This is a genomic window from Roseobacter sp. (genome assembly GCF_045106495.1).
Classification (GTDB): Bacteria; Pseudomonadota; Alphaproteobacteria; order Rhodobacterales; family Rhodobacteraceae; genus Roseobacter.
Genome location: NZ_JBGCEQ010000022.1, coordinates 16,410 through 32,199, shown reverse-complemented (window position 1 = coordinate 32,199; position 15,790 = coordinate 16,410). Strand labels below are relative to the sequence as shown.

The following is a 15,790-nucleotide window of genomic DNA, read 5'->3' as shown; positions in this document are numbered from 1 at the left end:
CATCTATAGGAAAATCAAGTTGCCTTGTGTTAACCTAACATAAACAAGAAGTCGGGTACGAATCGTAGACACGGTTTGAAGTCTGATATCGTTGTCGAGCAGGCACGGGAACACGAGGCATTTCTATGATTGGGCGTAAGCACTCAAAGAGTGTTGGAGAGGAAGCCGAACCAAAAGCGTTCGACGATTTCGAATTGCGCTTGGGCGACATGATGCGCGGCGAACGTGCAACATTGGGCAAGTCTCTTTTGGACGTCCAAAGGGAACTGCGGATCAAGGCATCCTACATCGCTGCTATTGAGAATTGCGACCCCGACGCCTTCGACACGCCTGGGTTTATCGCTGGTTACGTTCGATCCTATGCTCGCTACCTAGGCATGAACCCGGATGCCACTTTTGACACCTTTTGCGAAGAAAGCGGTTTTACAGTCGCTCACGGAATGTCTTCCAAAGCATCCGTCGTCAAAAAGTCGCCCTTGGGCAAGCGTGGCCAGGCTGCAAGTGATGGTGATATGTTCAACCGCCCGAGCATGACTTTCGTGCCGGCGCGTGAAAGCTTTTTCAGTGGGATTGACGCCAGTGCCATCGGATCTTCTTTGGTATTGGTGGCATTGATTTCGGCGATTGGATTTGGCGGTTACTCCGTTCTGCAAGAAGTCCAGCGCGTTCAAGTCGCGCCTGTCGAACAAACGCCGGTCGTATTGTCCGATCTAGACCCTCTTGAGGGCGTGCTCGCGGCGGCACCGGATGCATCCACAGCAACTTCGAGTGTCGGCGTGCTGGATCAACCGACTGTCGATGCGTTGGACCAACTCTACCGGCCTCAAGCGCTCGACGTACCTGTTTTGACCGCGCGCGATGCCCCTATTTCAACAATTGACCCGCGTACAATCGGCAATTTTGCAAGTATAGAAAAAGATGTGGCTCCCGTCACCGAGTCGTTTGCAGGTTCAATTGATGCGGCTGTATCGGCAGGACTGGAAGATTTGGCAGAATTGCCAACTGTTCCTCAAGTTGTTCAAGAACTCGGACCTCCTTTGCGAATGGTTGCAGTCCGTCCATCTTGGGTGCGAGTAAGTGCAGCTGACGGTACTGTGATCTTTGAAACGATCATGGAACCAGGCGATACGTGGGACGCACCGGCAGGGGATATTCCGCCAACCTTGAGAACGGGTGAAAGCGGTGCGATCTATTTTGCGTTGAGTGGTGAATACTATGGACCGGTCGGTGAAACCGGCACGATTACTTCCAAGCTTCCGCTAGCCGTCGAGGAATTAAAGACGCGTTATTCCGTAGCTGATCTGTCGACCGATGAAGCCTTGGCGACGACAGTTGTCGAATTGCAAACGCCGTTGGCGCCAACTTCAGAGTAACTCTGACGTCCTTTTGAAACCGACCATTGCGGGATGCGGCGTGTCTGTCTATTTTTCCAGACAGCAGCTCTCGACAAAGGACAGAATCGTGTCGTTGAACCATGTGCGCCCTTGGCGCAATATTTACCGTCGAAAATCGCGTCAGATCATGGTGGGCAATGTGCCGGTTGGGGGAGATGCGCCAATCACCGTCCAAACCATGACCAATACCCTTACTACTGATGTCAAGGGAACCATCGCGCAGATTCAGGCTGCTGTGGATGCAGGTGTTGATATCGTGCGTGTCTCGGTGCCCGACGCGGCATCCTCCAAAGCACTGCGCGAAATTGTACCTGAAGTCAGTGTGCCGATCGTAGCCGACATTCACTTTCACTATAAACGCGGCATCGAAGCAGCGGAGGCTGGCGCCGGGTGCCTTCGTATCAACCCGGGTAACATCGGTGATGAAAAGCGGGTCAAAGAGGTAATCAAAGCCGCCCGAGATCACAATTGCTCTATCCGAATTGGCGTGAACGCCGGCAGTTTGGAAAAACACCTGTTGGACAAATATGGCGAACCTTGTCCTGATGCCATGGTTGAGTCCGGTCTGGATCACATCAAGATCTTGCAGGACAATGATTTTCACGAATTCAAAGTCAGTTGCAAAGCGTCGGATGTCTTTATGGCTGCCGCAGCCTATCAACAACTGGCGGATGCCACCGACGCCCCTATCCACCTTGGTATTACCGAAGCTGGGGGTCTCACGACCGGCACCATTAAATCAGCGATAGGATTGGGAAATTTACTATGGATGGGCATTGGAGACACCATTCGAGTGAGCCTCTCCGCGGATCCAGTCGAAGAAGTAAAAGTTGGCTATGAAATTCTCAAGTCGTTGGGTTTACGTCATAGAGGTGTGAATATCATCAGCTGCCCCAGTTGTGCACGCCAGGGATTCGATGTCATCAAAACGGTTGAAAAGCTGGAAAAACGCCTCGAGCATATCAAAACCCCCATGAGCCTGAGCATTATTGGCTGCGTGGTCAATGGTCCCGGTGAGGCACTGATGACAGATGTCGGTTTCACAGGCGGCGGGGCGGGATCGGGAATGGTCTATCTGGCCGGGAAGCAAAGCCACAAACTTAGCAACGATGCAATGGTCGATCACATCGTGCAACAAGTTGAAAAGAAGGCGGCAGAACTGGAAGCCGAAGAAGTTGTTGTAGACGCCGCTGAATAAAAACAGCGCCTTATGCGCACTATTTAATTTTAAACACTAAAGTTCGCGTTTTTCATCGAGGATTGCACGCATTTGATCATAAGGCAGATACCCGCGTAGCATCTCGTCGTGCACAACAAACGTTGGTGTGCCGGTAATGCGCAGCTTCTGCGCCAGCGCCCGTGTTTGCGAAATCTCATCCGTAACGCTGTCGTCATTCATACGGGATTCGATGGCATCAGCATCCAGTTCATAGGTGTCGGACAAGCGCCGCAAGGCGGCGATCGTGATGTCACCATTGAACTCCATCAAGGCGTCATGCAGCGATTTATAGGCCTCAGCGCCTTCAAGCTGCTTCGCTGCGATTACAAATCGTGACGCCAAAATGGATTGCTCGCCCAGAATAGGGAACTCTTTGACAATAAAGCGGATCTCACCGTCAGTTTCGAGAAGTTTCTCGACCTCGCCATAGGCACGTTTGCAATATCCGCACCTGTAATCCATGAACTCGACGATCGTGATGTCGCCATCCGGATTGCCGCCTACAAATGAAAAACCGTCCTCGAAAATTGCGTCGGCATTATTTGAGACTAGCGCCAGGTCAGCATTGGCTTGATCTGCTGCTTGCCGATCTTCAAGCGCTTGGACGGCTTCCATAATAACTTCTGGGTTTTCCATCAGATAGTCGCGCACTTCAGAGCGAAACAGTGTGCGTTCTTCCGCTGACATGGTTTCCAGATCAAGCGCAGCAGTTGGTCCGCTGGCGACAAGGGCTGCCATGAAGGCTGGCAGGATCAGTCTGTTTATCATGGTCTATCTCCGTTTTTCAGCCCGTTCGGATGCAATCAACACATCCTGAGCCCGTTGCCAAGAGGTCGAGCCCTCCGGGAGCAATCCCAAGGCACGTTTGGCGTGAATTTTGGCATCTTCCATGCGGCCCGACAATGCGTATCTTTCGGCGGTGACCAGCGAGGCCATGCCGGTTTGGTTTGATTTTGCATAGGCTATTGATAAATCGCGCAGCATTATCCCATCCCTGAAGTCAATTGACCTCGCTTTTTCAAGAACTTGCCTTGCAGAGTTAACGTCACCGTTCGCTAACAATGCCCGCCCGTAGCCGGATAAGATCAACGCGTCATTAGGCGCCAGTTGGACAGCGCGTCCGTAGGCGGCCACCGCCGCTTGAAAATTGCGGGTCTCAATGAGTATCTGGCCGCGCTGATCGTGCAGGAAGGGGTCATTTGAACGAAGCGCAATGGCGCCATCTATCGCATTCAGTGCTTTCTTCGTGCGCGATTGACGGTGTTCGGCGATGGCTTGGCGCAGCAGACGCACGTCCTGATAGGGGCTTTCTTTCAAACGACGCAGGGTCCATTTTGGTGACCGGGTATAGGCGCTGAGCTTGCCTTTGACGCGTTCAAACCAATACGCATAAGTCGGATTTTCCGTGGCGACGTTTCCGTAAGCCGCTGTGAAGCCCTGAACTGCGCGTAGCCTGTCACGCGACAAGGGATGGCTGCGCAAATACGGGTCTTGGCGTGTTTCCGCCAGGATCTCTTGCCCGCTGAAGATTTCGAGAACGTCCATCATACCTTTGGGATCCACTCCGGCGGACTTCATAAAACGAATGCCAGATTGGTCTGCGGAGGCTTCCTCAGCACGGGTATGTTTGAAAAACCGTGCCTGGGCAGAGGTCTGTGTCCCAAGTGCGATGCCGCCTGCTGCATTTCCGGCACCTGCGACCGCCGCAGCAGCAGCCAGCGCCAAGCCGAGGCCGGACGCGGTGCGCGCGCTGGCCAGATTGGTCATACGCCGCGTCAGGTGCCCATTGGCGATATGGGCGGCTTCATGGGCAATCACGGCTTGTATCATCGCGGCCGACTGCATCCGATTGATCAACCCATAGTGCAGGAAAATTGCGTCATTTGTGACCACGAAAGCGTTGAGCGAGCTTTCATTTACAATCAGGATTTTCACCCGCGAGGGGCTGAGCCCAGCCGCATTCAACACGGGCGTCGCAAGTTGTTTGAGCCCGTATTCGAGATCAGCGTCCCTGAGCAACCCTTGCGCTTGCAATGGGGTGGTCGTCAGCCACAGCAAAAATGCCGGGATTGACGCGAGCCGAAAGAACAGGTGAAACGACATGAGACGAATGGTGGAGCGAATTCATGCGTAGTTCAAGGCGGTCTGCTGTTGATCCCTTTATTGTGATGGATGTGATGGAGGCGGCGCGACGTCTTGAGGACGCAGGTCGGGACATTATCCATATGGAAGTCGGCCAACCTGGCACCGGCGCGCCAAGACTTGCAACACAAGCGTTGACGGAAGCAATGAGCACGGCCCCACTGGGCTACACGGTTGCTTTGGGCTTGCCGGCGTTGCGCGCGCGGATCGCGAAAATGTACCGCGATTGGTATGATGTGGACCTTGACTCAGCTCGCGTAGTGATCACACCGGGGTCGTCCGGCGGTTTCTTGCTAGCGTTCACTGCGCTTTTCGATACCGGTGACCGGGTGGGCATTGGCGCGCCGGGTTCTCCCAGCTACCGCCAGATTTTGCGCGCACTGGATCTTGAGCCCGTTGATTTGCCCACAACGGTGGAGAACCGTTTTCAACCGGTGCCTGCGGATTTCCAAGGCATGGATCTGGCCGGACTTTTAGTGGCGTCCCCAGCAAATCCGACCGGCACCATGCTGGACACTCAGAGCATGAAGGCATTGATCGACGCCACGCATACACAAGGCGCCGCTTTTGTGTCGGACGAAATATACCACGGTATTGAGTATGAAGCGAAGGCGGTCACAGCATTACAGATCACCGATGAAGCTTATGTGATCAACTCGTTTTCGAAGTATTTCTCGATGACGGGCTGGCGCGTGGGATGGATGGTTGTTCCCGAAGATCACGTGCGGATCATAGAACGCCTAGCCCAGAACATGTTCATCTGCGCGCCCCATGCCAGCCAGGTCGCAGCACTGGCGGCCATGGATGCAACTGACGAGTTGCAAGCCAACGTTGATGTCTACAAGGCCAATCGCGCGCTGATGCTGGACGGTCTGCCGGAAGCCGGTTTCACCAGAATTGCCCCGCCGGACGGCGCCTTTTATGTCTATGCCGACGTCTCTCATCTGACTACGGACAGTCGCGTCTTGGCGGATGAGATCCTTCAAGACGCAGGTGTCTCCGTGACTCCCGGGCTCGATTTTGATCCGCAGCGTGGCCATAGTACTTTGCGGTTTTCCTATGCGCGCAGCACCGAGGACATTGTCGAGGGACTTGCCCGACTGAAGGAATTCATGCGCAAGCGATGATCGGGTGTTTCCCTCGCACTACGACCTGCGGTAGTATGTGAAAAACAACCCCGGCAGAGCAGATCATGATCCGGCGAATTTCAATCACAACAGCCTGCCTTTGGATGGGCATTGCAGCAGCGTTTGCGCAGGAATTGACAGCTGTTGCACGTGTCGATCCCGAGCAAAGCCGTATCGAGAATGGATGGTTTGGCCAGACCCGCATAACACTCCAGCTCAGCCAGGGCGTGCCTTACCGCGTGTTCACATTGGCGGAGCCTCCGCGTCTTGTCGTTGATTTTCGCGATGCGGACTGGTCGGGCATTCAAGCGTCAAACCTGTTGGCCGAACAAGACGGATTGACGGCATTGAGGTTCGGAAATTTCCAACCGGGATGGTCGCGGCTGGTGGCTGATCTGGCACAGCCAATGCTGCCGGAAGAAATCGGTATGCAAGTCAGCCCGGCAACCGGAGCCGCCGTGTTGTCTATCGTGTTGGCGCCTGCAGATGTAGCCGAGTTCGATGCAAAATCGGGCGCGCCGCAGGACGCGCTTTGGCCGCAGCCGCAATCGCGAGAGATCGTAGCACCGGTGGTGGACGCGCGTTTCGTTGTCGCCATTGACCCCGGACATGGTGGCGTGGACCCTGGGGCCGAGCGGGGCAATATCAACGAAAAAGAACTTATGCTGCAAATCGCTTTCGAGTTGCGTGAAGCTCTCTTGCGGTCGTCCGATTTGGATGTGGTGCTGACCCGCGAAAGCGATGTTTTCGTGTCTCTGGAAGGCCGCGTTGCCATCGCGCATCGCGCTGGTGCGGATGTGTTCATATCGCTGCACGCCGATGCACTGAGTCAGGGCGGGGCGCAGGGTGCAACCATCTATACGCTGTCAAAAGAGGCGAGTGACAAAGCCACGGCGTATCTGGCGGCTCGACATAACCGCGCAGACATTATCGCCGGAACAGATCTGACGGGATCGGATGACCAAGTCGCTGGCGTATTGCTGGATCTGGCACGCCAGGAAACGGAGCCTCGCTCAAAGGCGTTAGCCGCTGCGCTGGTCGAAGGCTTGCGGCAGGCAGGGGGACCGATGAACAGTCGTCCGCTGCGCAACGCGGGGTTCTCGGTTCTGAAATCCGCCGATATTCCTTCGGTCCTGGTCGAGGTTGGGTTTTTATCCAGTGAACGCGATCTCAATAATCTGCGCGATCCGACATGGCGCGCAAAGATCGTGGGCGGCATGGTGCAATCGATTTTATCATGGCGAGACGCAGATGCAGCAATCCGGCCATTGGCCCGGCAGTGAGGCAACGTCGGCAAAAATCGGCGGACGATACCGTTTTTCGTAAGCTTTCGTGTTTTGACGGCGCGGGTCGCGCTGCCTATATGTAACCAGCAACAGATCAAAAGAGGCGTGCAGCACGTGTTCCGATTCATCTTATCCTTTTTCGGGGGTATATTCACGACCGTTACCATGGCGATTGGCATGGTGGCGCTGACCGTCGGCGCGGTGTTCTGGATGTACGGCCGGGACCTGCCCAGCCATGAGTCCTTGGCGCAATACTCTCCACCCACGATCAGCAGGATCTATTCGGGACAGGGACAGATCATCGATGAGTTTGCCAAGGAACGCCGGCTCTTTGCGCCAGCGGAAACCATACCTGACTTGATCAAACAGGCGTTTATCTCTGCCGAAGACAAGAACTTCTACACCCATGACGGCTATGATTTGCGCGGCATCGGAGCCGCGGCCTTTGATGCTGTGAAATCGCGCGGGCAGGACGTGCGCGGCGCGTCGACGATCACCCAACAGGTGATGAAAAACTTCCTGCTCTCCGGCGACCGTCAGGCTGAACGGAAGATCAAGGAAATCATCCTAGCCGCCCGTCTTGAAGAGACCTTGAGCAAGGAGCGCATCCTGGAACTCTATCTCAACGAGATTTTCTTGGGCCAGAATTCTTATGGCGTTGCGGCGGCGTCCCAGACGTATTTCAACAAGCCTCTGAGCGATCTTGCGCCGCATGAAGCGGCGTTCCTTGCCTCCTTGCCCAAAGCGCCCAGTGACTATCATCCGGTGCGCCAAAAAGGTCGACTGCTCGCACGACGCAATTTTGTGCTCAAGGAAATGATGGAGAACGGCTATATTTCGCAAGCCGAGTTGTTGGCCGAACTGAACGAACCGCTGCGCTCCGTTCAAAACGGCGATTTCGAAAGCTTCAAGGCCGAGCTACCGCCGCGCGACTACTTTACGGATGAAATCCGCCGGCAATTGACTGAAGACTTTGGCGAAGGTGAGTTTTTCACCGGTGGTTTGACCGTACGTGCAACCATTGACCAGGAAATGCAGCCGATTGCCGCGGAGTCGCTGCGACGTGCCTTGGAAGAGTATGACCGAAAACAGGGGATCTGGCGTGAGGCCAAGATCAAGATTGATCCGGCCTTGCTGGAAAGCGAAGAAAGCTGGCGTGCGGTTCTGAGCGAAACCAAAATGGCCCGTGACATTGATCTGGATGGTCCGTGGTATCCAGCTGTGGTGCTCTCGGTGGGCAGCAACGATGCCCGAATCGGCATCGATGGTGTGTCTGAGGACGAAGACGGGCATTTCATAACCGCTCAGGATGTCACATGGGCACGCAAGCGCTCGGAAGACGGCACAACAGGGCGTAAGGCGCAAGTGGCCGGTGATTTGGTGTCCGTGGGTGATGTGGTGCATGTGCGCGCGATCACGTCTGATGAGGATGGGACTTTCGTACGCTGGTCATTGCGACAGGTGCCGGAAGTGCAGGGCGGTTTCGTTGCAATGGATGTCAACACGGGCCGGGTCTTGTCCATGCAAGGCGGGTTTTCCTATCAGGCCAGCGTTTTCAACAGGGCCACCCAAGCCAAACGGCAGCCGGGATCCAGCTTCAAGCCTTTCGTCTACGCCTCGGCTTTGGACAGCGGCTATTCTCCCGCCACAATCGTTGTGGATGCGCCGATCGAGATCAACACGCCGCAAGGGTTGTGGCGACCGCGCAATGCCTCGCGTGAATTTTACGGTCCAACGCCCCTGCGTACAGGAATCGAACGGTCCAGGAACCTGATGACCATTCGTCTGGCGCAGGAAGTGGGGATGGACATTGTCGCGGATTATGCAGAACGATTTGGTGTCTATGACAACATGGGGACGTTCTTGGCCAATGCGCTTGGCTCCGAGGAAACGACTCTTTACCGGATGGTCGCCGCCTATGCGATGTTCGCCAATGGCGGGGAACGTCTCCAACCGACTTTGGTGGACCGGGTTCAGGACCGTTATGGCAAAACGATTTACCGCCACGACGACAGACTCTGCTATGACTGCGAGCTGGCCAGTCTGGACCCCGGGTTGCCGCCCCGGATCATCTCAAACCGCGAACAGGTCATGGATCCGATCACCGCTTATCAATTGACCTCGATGATGCGTGGCGTGGTGGAGCGTGGCACGGCAAGCAGGACAGTGAACCTGCCTGTGCCCACGGCGGGCAAAACTGGAACAACCAATGAGGCCAAAGACGTTTGGTTCATCGGCTTCACCAGCAACATCGTTGCGGGTTGCTACATTGGGTACGACCAACCTAAAGGACTGGGGCGTGGTGCGTCGGGCGGCGGCATGTGTGGCCCTGTCTTCCAGAGGTACATGGAAGAGGCCACCAAGAAATATGGTGGCGGCGCCTTTCAGGTGCCACAGGGTGGGCGGTTCATAAAGATCGACCGCTATACTGGGGCCCGCATGGACGACAACGCCACAGGAGAAACTGTGGTCGCGGAGTTTTTCCGTGAAGGCGAGCAGCCTGTTTTCGGCATCACCTATGATGGCGGCTTTGCCATGGGGCAAAACCTTCCGCTGTTTGAAGAGGTCGGCAGCCAGACGCAGGAAGTGACCACATCAACGGGGCAAACCACTACTGTCGGTCCCAAAGCAGATTTTGGAACCCTCAGTTCGGGTGGGTTGTACTAGCGGTCCCTTGCTGCTGGAAGAGCACTGGTTTATCACACGCTTCAGACCTAACGCCAGAGGCCACCGTCATGCGCGCCGACGCACAAAACACCGTTGAAAAAATCGAAAAGTCCCTGGACTTGCTGGCGCAACGGCTGGATGTCGAAACTGCGTCATTTAGGCTGGAGGAATTCAACGCGCGCGTTGAAGATCCAAATTTGTGGGATGATCCGGCGGCGGCACAAAAGCTGATGCGCGACCGGCAGATGCTGGTCGACGCACTCGCGACCTATGAGGGGATCAAACAGGATCTGACCGACAACATCGAGTTGATCGAGCTTGGTGAGATGGAGGACGACGAAGAAGTCGTGTCCGACGCCGAGGCCGCCTTGAAAACCCTCGAAGCAAATGCCGCGAAAAAGGAACTCGAAGCGCTTCTGGATGGCGAAGCGGATGGCAACGACACTTTTCTGGAAGTCAACGCGGGTGCTGGCGGCACAGAGAGCTGCGACTGGGCTTCGATGCTGGCGCGCATGTACGTCCGCTGGGCCGAGAAGAAAGGCTACAAGGTCGAACTGCAGGCTGAAAGCGCGGGAGAAGAAGCTGGCATTAAATCAGCAGTTTACAAGATCACAGGTCAAAACGCCTATGGCTGGCTGAAATCCGAAAGCGGTGTGCATCGGTTGGTGCGTATTTCACCCTTTGATTCGGCCGCAAAGCGGCACACATCGTTTACTTCGGTTTGGGTTTACCCGGTTGTGGATGACAACATTGACATCGAGGTGAATCCAGCTGACATCCGGATCGATACCTATCGGTCTTCCGGGGCAGGTGGGCAGCACGTCAATACCACGGATTCGGCCGTACGCATCACGCACAACCCTACCGGGATTGTCGTCACCAGCTCCGAAAAATCGCAACACCAAAACCGCGATATTGCAATGAAGGCTTTGAAATCCCGCCTCTATCAGATGGAGTTGGACCGACGAAACGCCGCGATCAACGAGGCTCATGAAAACAAGGGCGATGCAGGGTGGGGCAATCAGATCCGCTCCTATGTTTTGCAACCTTATCAGATGGTCAAGGATCTACGCACCAACTACGAAACGTCAGACACAAAAGGTGTACTGGATGGAGACCTTGACGGACTCATGGGCGCGACGCTGGCGCTCGATGTTTCCGGCAAAAGCCGAGCCGAGGCACAAAGCAGTTAACCCCGGCACTCCTGCGCATGAAACAATTTCGCTTCTGATCCCATTAAACCATTCGGTGCGTCGATTCAGCCCAGGTTGTTACGCGCACACTGGGCCGCACTGTCGCAAACTGAGGTGAGGGTGCATCTCTTTGCGGGCTGCCGCGAGGCTGCGGGTAAAGCACGTTACAGCGGATCAGATGGCGCGTTGCCTCTTAGAGCAACCAGCTAAAAAAGCGCGAACCATGGCCCTATCTGAACCTGCCGTACGAGCCCGCGCATCCTAGCGGGGGAAGCGGTTATCGCAATTCTAGCAGTTTTTGCAATTGGCTTGCCCCAGATACAGCGCCATTGAGTTTGAATTTGACTGGCATGGCGCGAAGCTCGGGCCACTAAATCGAAAACGCTCCTAAAATGGGCCCACAGCACTGGCTGACGGCAAACAAGACCTGCTATAATACGAGCGCAGGAGGAGCTATCATGACAACGACAGCAACGACTGAGCTGGAGATCGGCGCACCCGTGTTGCGTCCAGCCCGCTTCGAAGACTTGAAACTGGCGCTGAGCCGCGGTGCACAGGACTTTCGCGCGCATCCGGTTTACGGGCTCATCTTCGCAACTTTCTACATCGCGGCGGGTTGGGCCATGATGGTGATCACTTCGATAACCGGTCATACGTTCTGGTTGGTTTTGGCAGCCATCGGCTTCCCTTTGCTCGGCCCCTTTGCTGCGGTTGGTCTTTATGAGGTGTCCCGGCGACTGGAAAAAGGTCATCCGATCAACGCGGCAGCCATTTTTGGTGTCATCTGGCATCAGCGTCTACGGCAGCTCCCATCTCTTTGCACAATGATGGTCGTGATCTTCATGTTTTGGTTCTTTTTGGGTCACATGATTTTTGCGCTCTTCCTTGGCCTCTCAACGATGACAAATATATCAAGCTCTTATGAGGTTTTCCTTACTTTGAACGGTGTTTCGATGCTGGCCTTCGGAACCCTCATTGGAGGCATTTTCGCACTGGTGATTTACAGCATGTCCGTCATCGGCTTGCCGCTGTTGCTGGATCGGGAAATTGATTTCATCACAGCGATGATCACCAGCTTTGGCGCGGTTCGCCGATCACCAGCGGTGATGATCACTTGGGGCGCATTGCTCGCGGTCCTGATTTTTGCAGCAATGTTACCAGGGTTTTTGGGGCTGTGGTTGATCTTGCCCTGGCTCGGCCATGCTTCCTGGCACCTCTACCGCTTACTGGTGACAACGCCCTAGACCGGCATTTCGCGGCCCATCTCGATCAGCTCTTGCCGCAGCGCCGAAGCCTCCGGCGCACCCGCTTCGAGCGCAAAAACCAGGGCGTGCGTCAGAAAAAAACCGCGTCCATCGTCGTTCGTCGCCACTTCTGCCGCTTGGGCATAAAGACGCGCCAGCGCCCGTGTGTCATCCGCTTCATGCGCTGCTAGCAGCTGCGCATTCAGATCCATCATTCGGCTGCTTGCGGTGCGCATCGGCGCGCTTGAACGCGCCCAGCGACCCAATCGTGGAATAGATGGGTTGGGCCGTCCATTGCTGGCGAAAAGCGACCTCCGTCGAAAGATACGGCATGCCGCCCGCGTTGCATCCCTTCCACGACAAAAACATCTTCCGTGAAAACCCCTTTCCACAACGCCGTATTCTTTTTTCGCAAACCGGCGTCGGTTGTCGCGGAGGCGTAAAACAGATGCACATGTTCGCGCGTTTTCTCCGGCCCCTGGGGTTCCAGAATAATCGCATAGGTGTGATCCCGGTGCACCCCAAGCAGCACATTCGGAAAGGCCGTGATGTATTCCGCCGCCGTGTCCCATTTGTCGCTCAAATCATCAAAATCAGGAAAGACTTGGCCTGCATCATCCTTGATTTGGCGATAGACAAGCGTGCCCTGGCCAGAAAACAAACCTTTGTTCTCGATATGGTAATGATCTTCGAGACGCGAATAGGTGTTGAGACCGGGATGCACCCAGGGCAAATGGTAGCTTTCGCAGTAGTTCTCGACCGCAAGTTTCCAATTGCAATTGACATCGAGTATGAAATGGCTGTCCGCACCGCCATGAAACAAAGGTCTGTCAAACTCCGCCCACCGCGCGAGCAGTTCAGCATTGGCAATCTCAAAAGACGGCGCTGTCCCAGAAACGTTGATCCAGACCACACCCATCCAAATATGGCTGCGCACTTCAACAAGCCCCAAGAGGCTTCGGTCAATACCGGCGTGCTTGTTTTGGCCCGGGCCGCCGACATGTGGCGTGCTGACCAATTGGCCATCTGTAGAATAACACCAACTGTGATAAGGACACCGGATGGCGCCTTCAATTTTGCGAGGCTCGGATATCAACACCATGCCCCGGTGACGACAAATGTTTTGAAAGACGCGAACACTGTTCTGACGGTCACGGATCAAAAGCAATGGCATGCCAAGAAAACTAAGAGGGACAGCGTCACCGATCTCTGCAACATCTGCAGCTGCGGCCAAACCGGACCATTCGTCAAACAAAAGCGCGTGCTTTTCTTCGTCAAAAACACCGGGGTCCGTATAATGCGCGTTCGGCAACCCATGTGCCTCAGCGATCGGACGGCGAACGCGGGATAAATCTGTTACGTTTGGATCCATGACGCCTCTCCTGTGAATATGACAGGAGCATATAGGCGTGCCATGTGCGCGCCGCGCTCAAAACGACCCGAGTTTTCCCAAGGCGACATATTGTGTATTGCGACCGTTAGCGAAAAACGTCGTCAGGTTGAAGCAACCGTTGTTGGAACGGGATCAGGTCATCGAGTTTGCAAAACCCTGCATGACGGGCACGTGCCAAAGCTTCCCTGGTGTTGTTCCCGAGGTATTCATAGACCAAACGGGCCATTCGGTTGCTGGACGAATTCTCGCGCACCGTTCGCGCCACATAACCGACCCAGAAATTATTTTGAAACGACGTCACTCGGCTGAGGTAGTTAAAAGACGCCGTCATACCGTTGCGGCGGGCGACTGTGGCGGCAACCCCATCCTCTATCTGCATCACGAACCCCCGGTATTCGCGAGCACTGGGATCGGCTGGAATGCCCTGCATCGCCATGGCAATTTTGGGCTCATATCCACGCAGGAAAGTGTTTGAGCCCTCGCGTTTTATCAGAACGATGCCGCGTACATACTGATCATCCCGCACAAAGCTTCGACGGGCAAACTGGTAAAACCCACTGGGAAAGTCTTCTTCGGACACTTTCAGAATGGCGGATCCCATGAATTCGTGCAGGTAAGCGCTGGAAATAGGGCCGGTCGACCGCGCAACCTGATCCACTGGTTCAAGAAGAACGCGGGCATCTACGCTGAAAAAGTCGCACATGCGCGCAAGAACATCAGGCCGTGGGAAACTTTCGCCGCTGAGATAGCGATTAAACTGCGTTCTGTTTATGCCCAAATCGCGCGCAAGCGCTGAAATCGAAGGGTATTTGGCGGAAAGAGTTCGCAAGTTTGCGCCAAACATATTGCGCAGTTGCGCGGGCGTACGGGCGGTCAAAGGCATGGCATTCCTTTTGCCTGGTCACAGTTGCACCATACTATGCAGCATGTTGCAGTTGCGCCAATCAATTGCGTTGCAACCATAACAAGTGATGCTAATTAGCATCACCAATAGTTCTGATTTGTGTCAACCCTAGAATGGAGCGACACAAATTCCAAGTATGCGATGCTAATTTTATCGTGTGCCTGAAGGTTAACTTATTGCTACCAAGGGTAGAGAGAAGAAATGGAAGCAAAGAATGTTGCGCAGGATCAAAAAAGATTGGAAGAAACTATGATTGGCGTGGTCCTGTGGAGTGATACGTCCGACAGAAAGGCGGTGATATGGTGCGAAGATCAGGGCGATCTCGCGTTTTTGAACTCTGCTGAAGATATTCTTCAACCCGGTGCATTTTTTGACGCGGGCGACGTTGTGCAATTTGATATGGAAATTCACTCAACAATGCGGCGCGCGCACAATCCTCGATTGATTCAGGAACGTGCCGGGGCAGGGCTCCCAGAAGCCCTGCGGAATTCGGTTTCGGCCGAAAATGAAACCATTCATACGGCCGAAATCCTTCCCTTTGTCAGACAGGGGCAAACTCAATGCCCTGAGTTAGCGCAGCATTCCGAGGCCTGAACCCGCTAGTCTCCGCGCGACAAGGCTGCAACGCCAGTTCGGGCTACGTCTGTCAGACCCAAAGGACGCATCAGTTCGGCAAAAGCGTCTATTTTATCCGGCGCGCCGGTAATTTCGAAAATGAAACTTTCCAATGTGCTGTCGACTACCCGTGCTCGGAAAATATCGGCAAGCCTCAAGGCTTCAACGCGCTTGTCTCCTGTGTTGACGACTTTGAACATCGCCAGTTCACGTTCCACACTTGCGCCTTCTACGGTCAGGTCATGCACTTCGTGAACCGTGACGATCCGACCGAGCTGCGCTTTGATCTGTTCGATGACCTGAGGTGTTCCGGATGTCACAATGGTAATACGGCTAAGATGCCCCGTGTGATCAACTTCCGCCACTGTCAGGCTGTCGATATTGTAGCCGCGGCCTGAGAAAAGACCAATGACCCGAGCCAAGACACCCGGTTCGTTTTCGACAAGTACAGCAAGTGTATGGCGTTCAACCACATCCGAGAAAGTCGGGCGCAGGTTGTAAGCAGAATGGCTGGTGGCGCCCTTTTTAATTTTTAGAGGGGACATGAGATGGTCTCGCTTTTTTCGAACTGCTTGTTGTCAAGGTGACGCGCTTTGGTCATCGTTT

General features: G+C 54.7%; 14 protein-coding genes. 8 read left to right on the top strand and 6 right to left on the bottom strand.

Annotated elements, in window-relative coordinates:
- Positions 1 to 125: 125 nt before the first annotated feature.
- A complete protein-coding gene (locus tag AB8B75_RS14935) occupies positions 126 to 1,373 on the top strand; it encodes a helix-turn-helix domain-containing protein (RefSeq protein ID WP_405363426.1) in 1,248 nt (415 codons plus the stop codon).
- An 88-nt stretch (positions 1,374 to 1,461) separates the two neighbouring features.
- Positions 1,462 to 2,592 (top strand): flavodoxin-dependent (E)-4-hydroxy-3-methylbut-2-enyl-diphosphate synthase, encoded by a 1,131-nt coding sequence (gene ispG, locus AB8B75_RS14930; protein ID WP_405363425.1) that lies wholly within the window; start codon positions 1,462 to 1,464, stop codon positions 2,590 to 2,592.
- 36 nt (positions 2,593 to 2,628) lie between these two features.
- On the opposite strand, the gene AB8B75_RS14925 is transcribed toward ispG, so the two are convergent.
- Together AB8B75_RS14925 and AB8B75_RS14920 are read right to left on the bottom strand one after the other, a co-directional pair.
- Positions 2,629 to 3,381 carry a DsbA family protein gene (locus AB8B75_RS14925; RefSeq protein ID WP_405363424.1) on the bottom strand — a complete coding sequence of 251 codons (753 nt, stop codon included), beginning with the start codon at positions 3,379 to 3,381 and terminating at the stop codon, positions 2,629 to 2,631.
- Between the two features lie 3 nt (positions 3,382 to 3,384).
- Entirely contained in the window at positions 3,385 to 4,716 is a 1,332-nt protein-coding gene (locus AB8B75_RS14920) for a M48 family metalloprotease (protein WP_405363422.1), read from the bottom strand.
- A 23-nt stretch (positions 4,717 to 4,739) separates the two neighbouring features.
- On the opposite strand from AB8B75_RS14920, the gene AB8B75_RS14915 reads away from it, so the two are divergent.
- The 5 genes from AB8B75_RS14915 to AB8B75_RS14895 all read left to right on the top strand — a co-directional run bounded on the left by AB8B75_RS14915 (position 4,740) and on the right by AB8B75_RS14895 (position 12,272).
- Positions 4,740 to 5,882, top strand: coding sequence for a pyridoxal phosphate-dependent aminotransferase (locus AB8B75_RS14915; RefSeq protein ID WP_405363420.1), 1,143 nt, complete (start codon positions 4,740 to 4,742; stop codon positions 5,880 to 5,882).
- Between the two features lie 65 nt (positions 5,883 to 5,947).
- Positions 5,948 to 7,165: an N-acetylmuramoyl-L-alanine amidase gene (locus tag AB8B75_RS14910; RefSeq protein ID WP_405363418.1), complete on the top strand. Its 1,218-nt coding sequence runs from the start codon at positions 5,948 to 5,950 to the stop codon at positions 7,163 to 7,165.
- A 117-nt stretch (positions 7,166 to 7,282) separates the two neighbouring features.
- Positions 7,283 to 9,835, top strand: coding sequence for a penicillin-binding protein 1A (locus tag AB8B75_RS14905; RefSeq protein WP_405363416.1), 2,553 nt, complete (start codon positions 7,283 to 7,285; stop codon positions 9,833 to 9,835).
- A 68-nt stretch (positions 9,836 to 9,903) separates the two neighbouring features.
- Positions 9,904 to 11,028: a peptide chain release factor 2 gene (prfB, locus tag AB8B75_RS14900; protein ID WP_405363414.1), complete on the top strand. Its 1,125-nt coding sequence runs from the start codon at positions 9,904 to 9,906 to the stop codon at positions 11,026 to 11,028.
- Positions 11,029 to 11,486: 458 nt separating this feature from the next.
- Positions 11,487 to 12,272, top strand: a complete 786-nt coding sequence (locus AB8B75_RS14895; protein WP_405363413.1) for a DUF2189 domain-containing protein — start codon at positions 11,487 to 11,489, stop codon at positions 12,270 to 12,272.
- Here AB8B75_RS14895 and AB8B75_RS14890 read toward each other — a convergent pair.
- The 3 genes from AB8B75_RS14890 to AB8B75_RS14880 form a co-directional block, all read right to left on the bottom strand.
- Positions 12,269 to 12,487 (bottom strand): hypothetical protein, encoded by a 219-nt coding sequence (locus AB8B75_RS14890; RefSeq protein ID WP_405363412.1) that lies wholly within the window; start codon positions 12,485 to 12,487, stop codon positions 12,269 to 12,271. The genes AB8B75_RS14895 and AB8B75_RS14890 overlap by 4 nt on opposite strands.
- On the bottom strand, positions 12,484 to 13,644 hold the full coding sequence (locus tag AB8B75_RS14885) for an aromatic ring-hydroxylating dioxygenase subunit alpha (RefSeq protein WP_405363410.1): 1,161 nt from the start codon (positions 13,642 to 13,644) through the stop codon (positions 12,484 to 12,486). The genes AB8B75_RS14890 and AB8B75_RS14885 overlap by 4 nt, the downstream gene beginning before the upstream one ends.
- Positions 13,645 to 13,750: 106 nt before the next feature.
- Entirely contained in the window at positions 13,751 to 14,548 is a 798-nt protein-coding gene (locus AB8B75_RS14880) for a helix-turn-helix domain-containing protein (RefSeq protein WP_405363409.1), read from the bottom strand.
- Positions 14,549 to 14,770: 222 nt separating this feature from the next.
- Between AB8B75_RS14880 and AB8B75_RS14875 the strand changes: the two genes are divergently transcribed.
- Positions 14,771 to 15,163, top strand: a complete 393-nt coding sequence (locus AB8B75_RS14875) for a hypothetical protein (protein WP_405363407.1) — start codon at positions 14,771 to 14,773, stop codon at positions 15,161 to 15,163.
- 5 nt (positions 15,164 to 15,168) lie between these two features.
- On the opposite strand, the gene ilvN is transcribed toward AB8B75_RS14875, so the two are convergent.
- The gene (gene ilvN / locus AB8B75_RS14870) at positions 15,169 to 15,729 is read right to left on the bottom strand and encodes an acetolactate synthase small subunit (RefSeq protein ID WP_405363405.1); all 561 of its coding nucleotides are present in this window, start codon (positions 15,727 to 15,729) and stop codon (positions 15,169 to 15,171) included.
- Positions 15,730 to 15,790: the final 61 nt, after the last annotated feature.

Excerpts from the sequence above, each read along its gene's own strand:
- AB8B75_RS14885 (WP_405363410.1), bottom strand. The coding sequence starts at position 13,644 with ATGGATCCAAACGTAACAGATTTATCCCGCGTTCGCCGTCCGATCGCT.
- AB8B75_RS14920 (WP_405363422.1), bottom strand. The coding sequence starts at position 4,716 with ATGTCGTTTCACCTGTTCTTTCGGCTCGCGTCAATCCCGGCATTTTTG.
- ilvN (WP_405363405.1), bottom strand. The coding sequence starts at position 15,729 with ATGTCCCCTCTAAAAATTAAAAAGGGCGCCACCAGCCATTCTGCTTAC.
- prfB (WP_405363414.1), top strand. The coding sequence starts at position 9,904 with ATGCGCGCCGACGCACAAAACACCGTTGAAAAAATCGAAAAGTCCCTG.
- AB8B75_RS14890 (WP_405363412.1), bottom strand. The coding sequence starts at position 12,487 with ATGATGGATCTGAATGCGCAGCTGCTAGCAGCGCATGAAGCGGATGAC.
- AB8B75_RS14910 (WP_405363418.1), top strand. The coding sequence starts at position 5,948 with ATGATCCGGCGAATTTCAATCACAACAGCCTGCCTTTGGATGGGCATT.
- AB8B75_RS14875 (WP_405363407.1), top strand. The coding sequence starts at position 14,771 with ATGGAAGCAAAGAATGTTGCGCAGGATCAAAAAAGATTGGAAGAAACT.
- AB8B75_RS14915 (WP_405363420.1), top strand. The coding sequence starts at position 4,740 with ATGCGTAGTTCAAGGCGGTCTGCTGTTGATCCCTTTATTGTGATGGAT.
- AB8B75_RS14935 (WP_405363426.1), top strand. The coding sequence starts at position 126 with ATGATTGGGCGTAAGCACTCAAAGAGTGTTGGAGAGGAAGCCGAACCA.
- AB8B75_RS14880 (WP_405363409.1), bottom strand. The coding sequence starts at position 14,548 with ATGCCTTTGACCGCCCGTACGCCCGCGCAACTGCGCAATATGTTTGGC.
- AB8B75_RS14925 (WP_405363424.1), bottom strand. The coding sequence starts at position 3,381 with ATGATAAACAGACTGATCCTGCCAGCCTTCATGGCAGCCCTTGTCGCC.
- AB8B75_RS14895 (WP_405363413.1), top strand. The coding sequence starts at position 11,487 with ATGACAACGACAGCAACGACTGAGCTGGAGATCGGCGCACCCGTGTTG.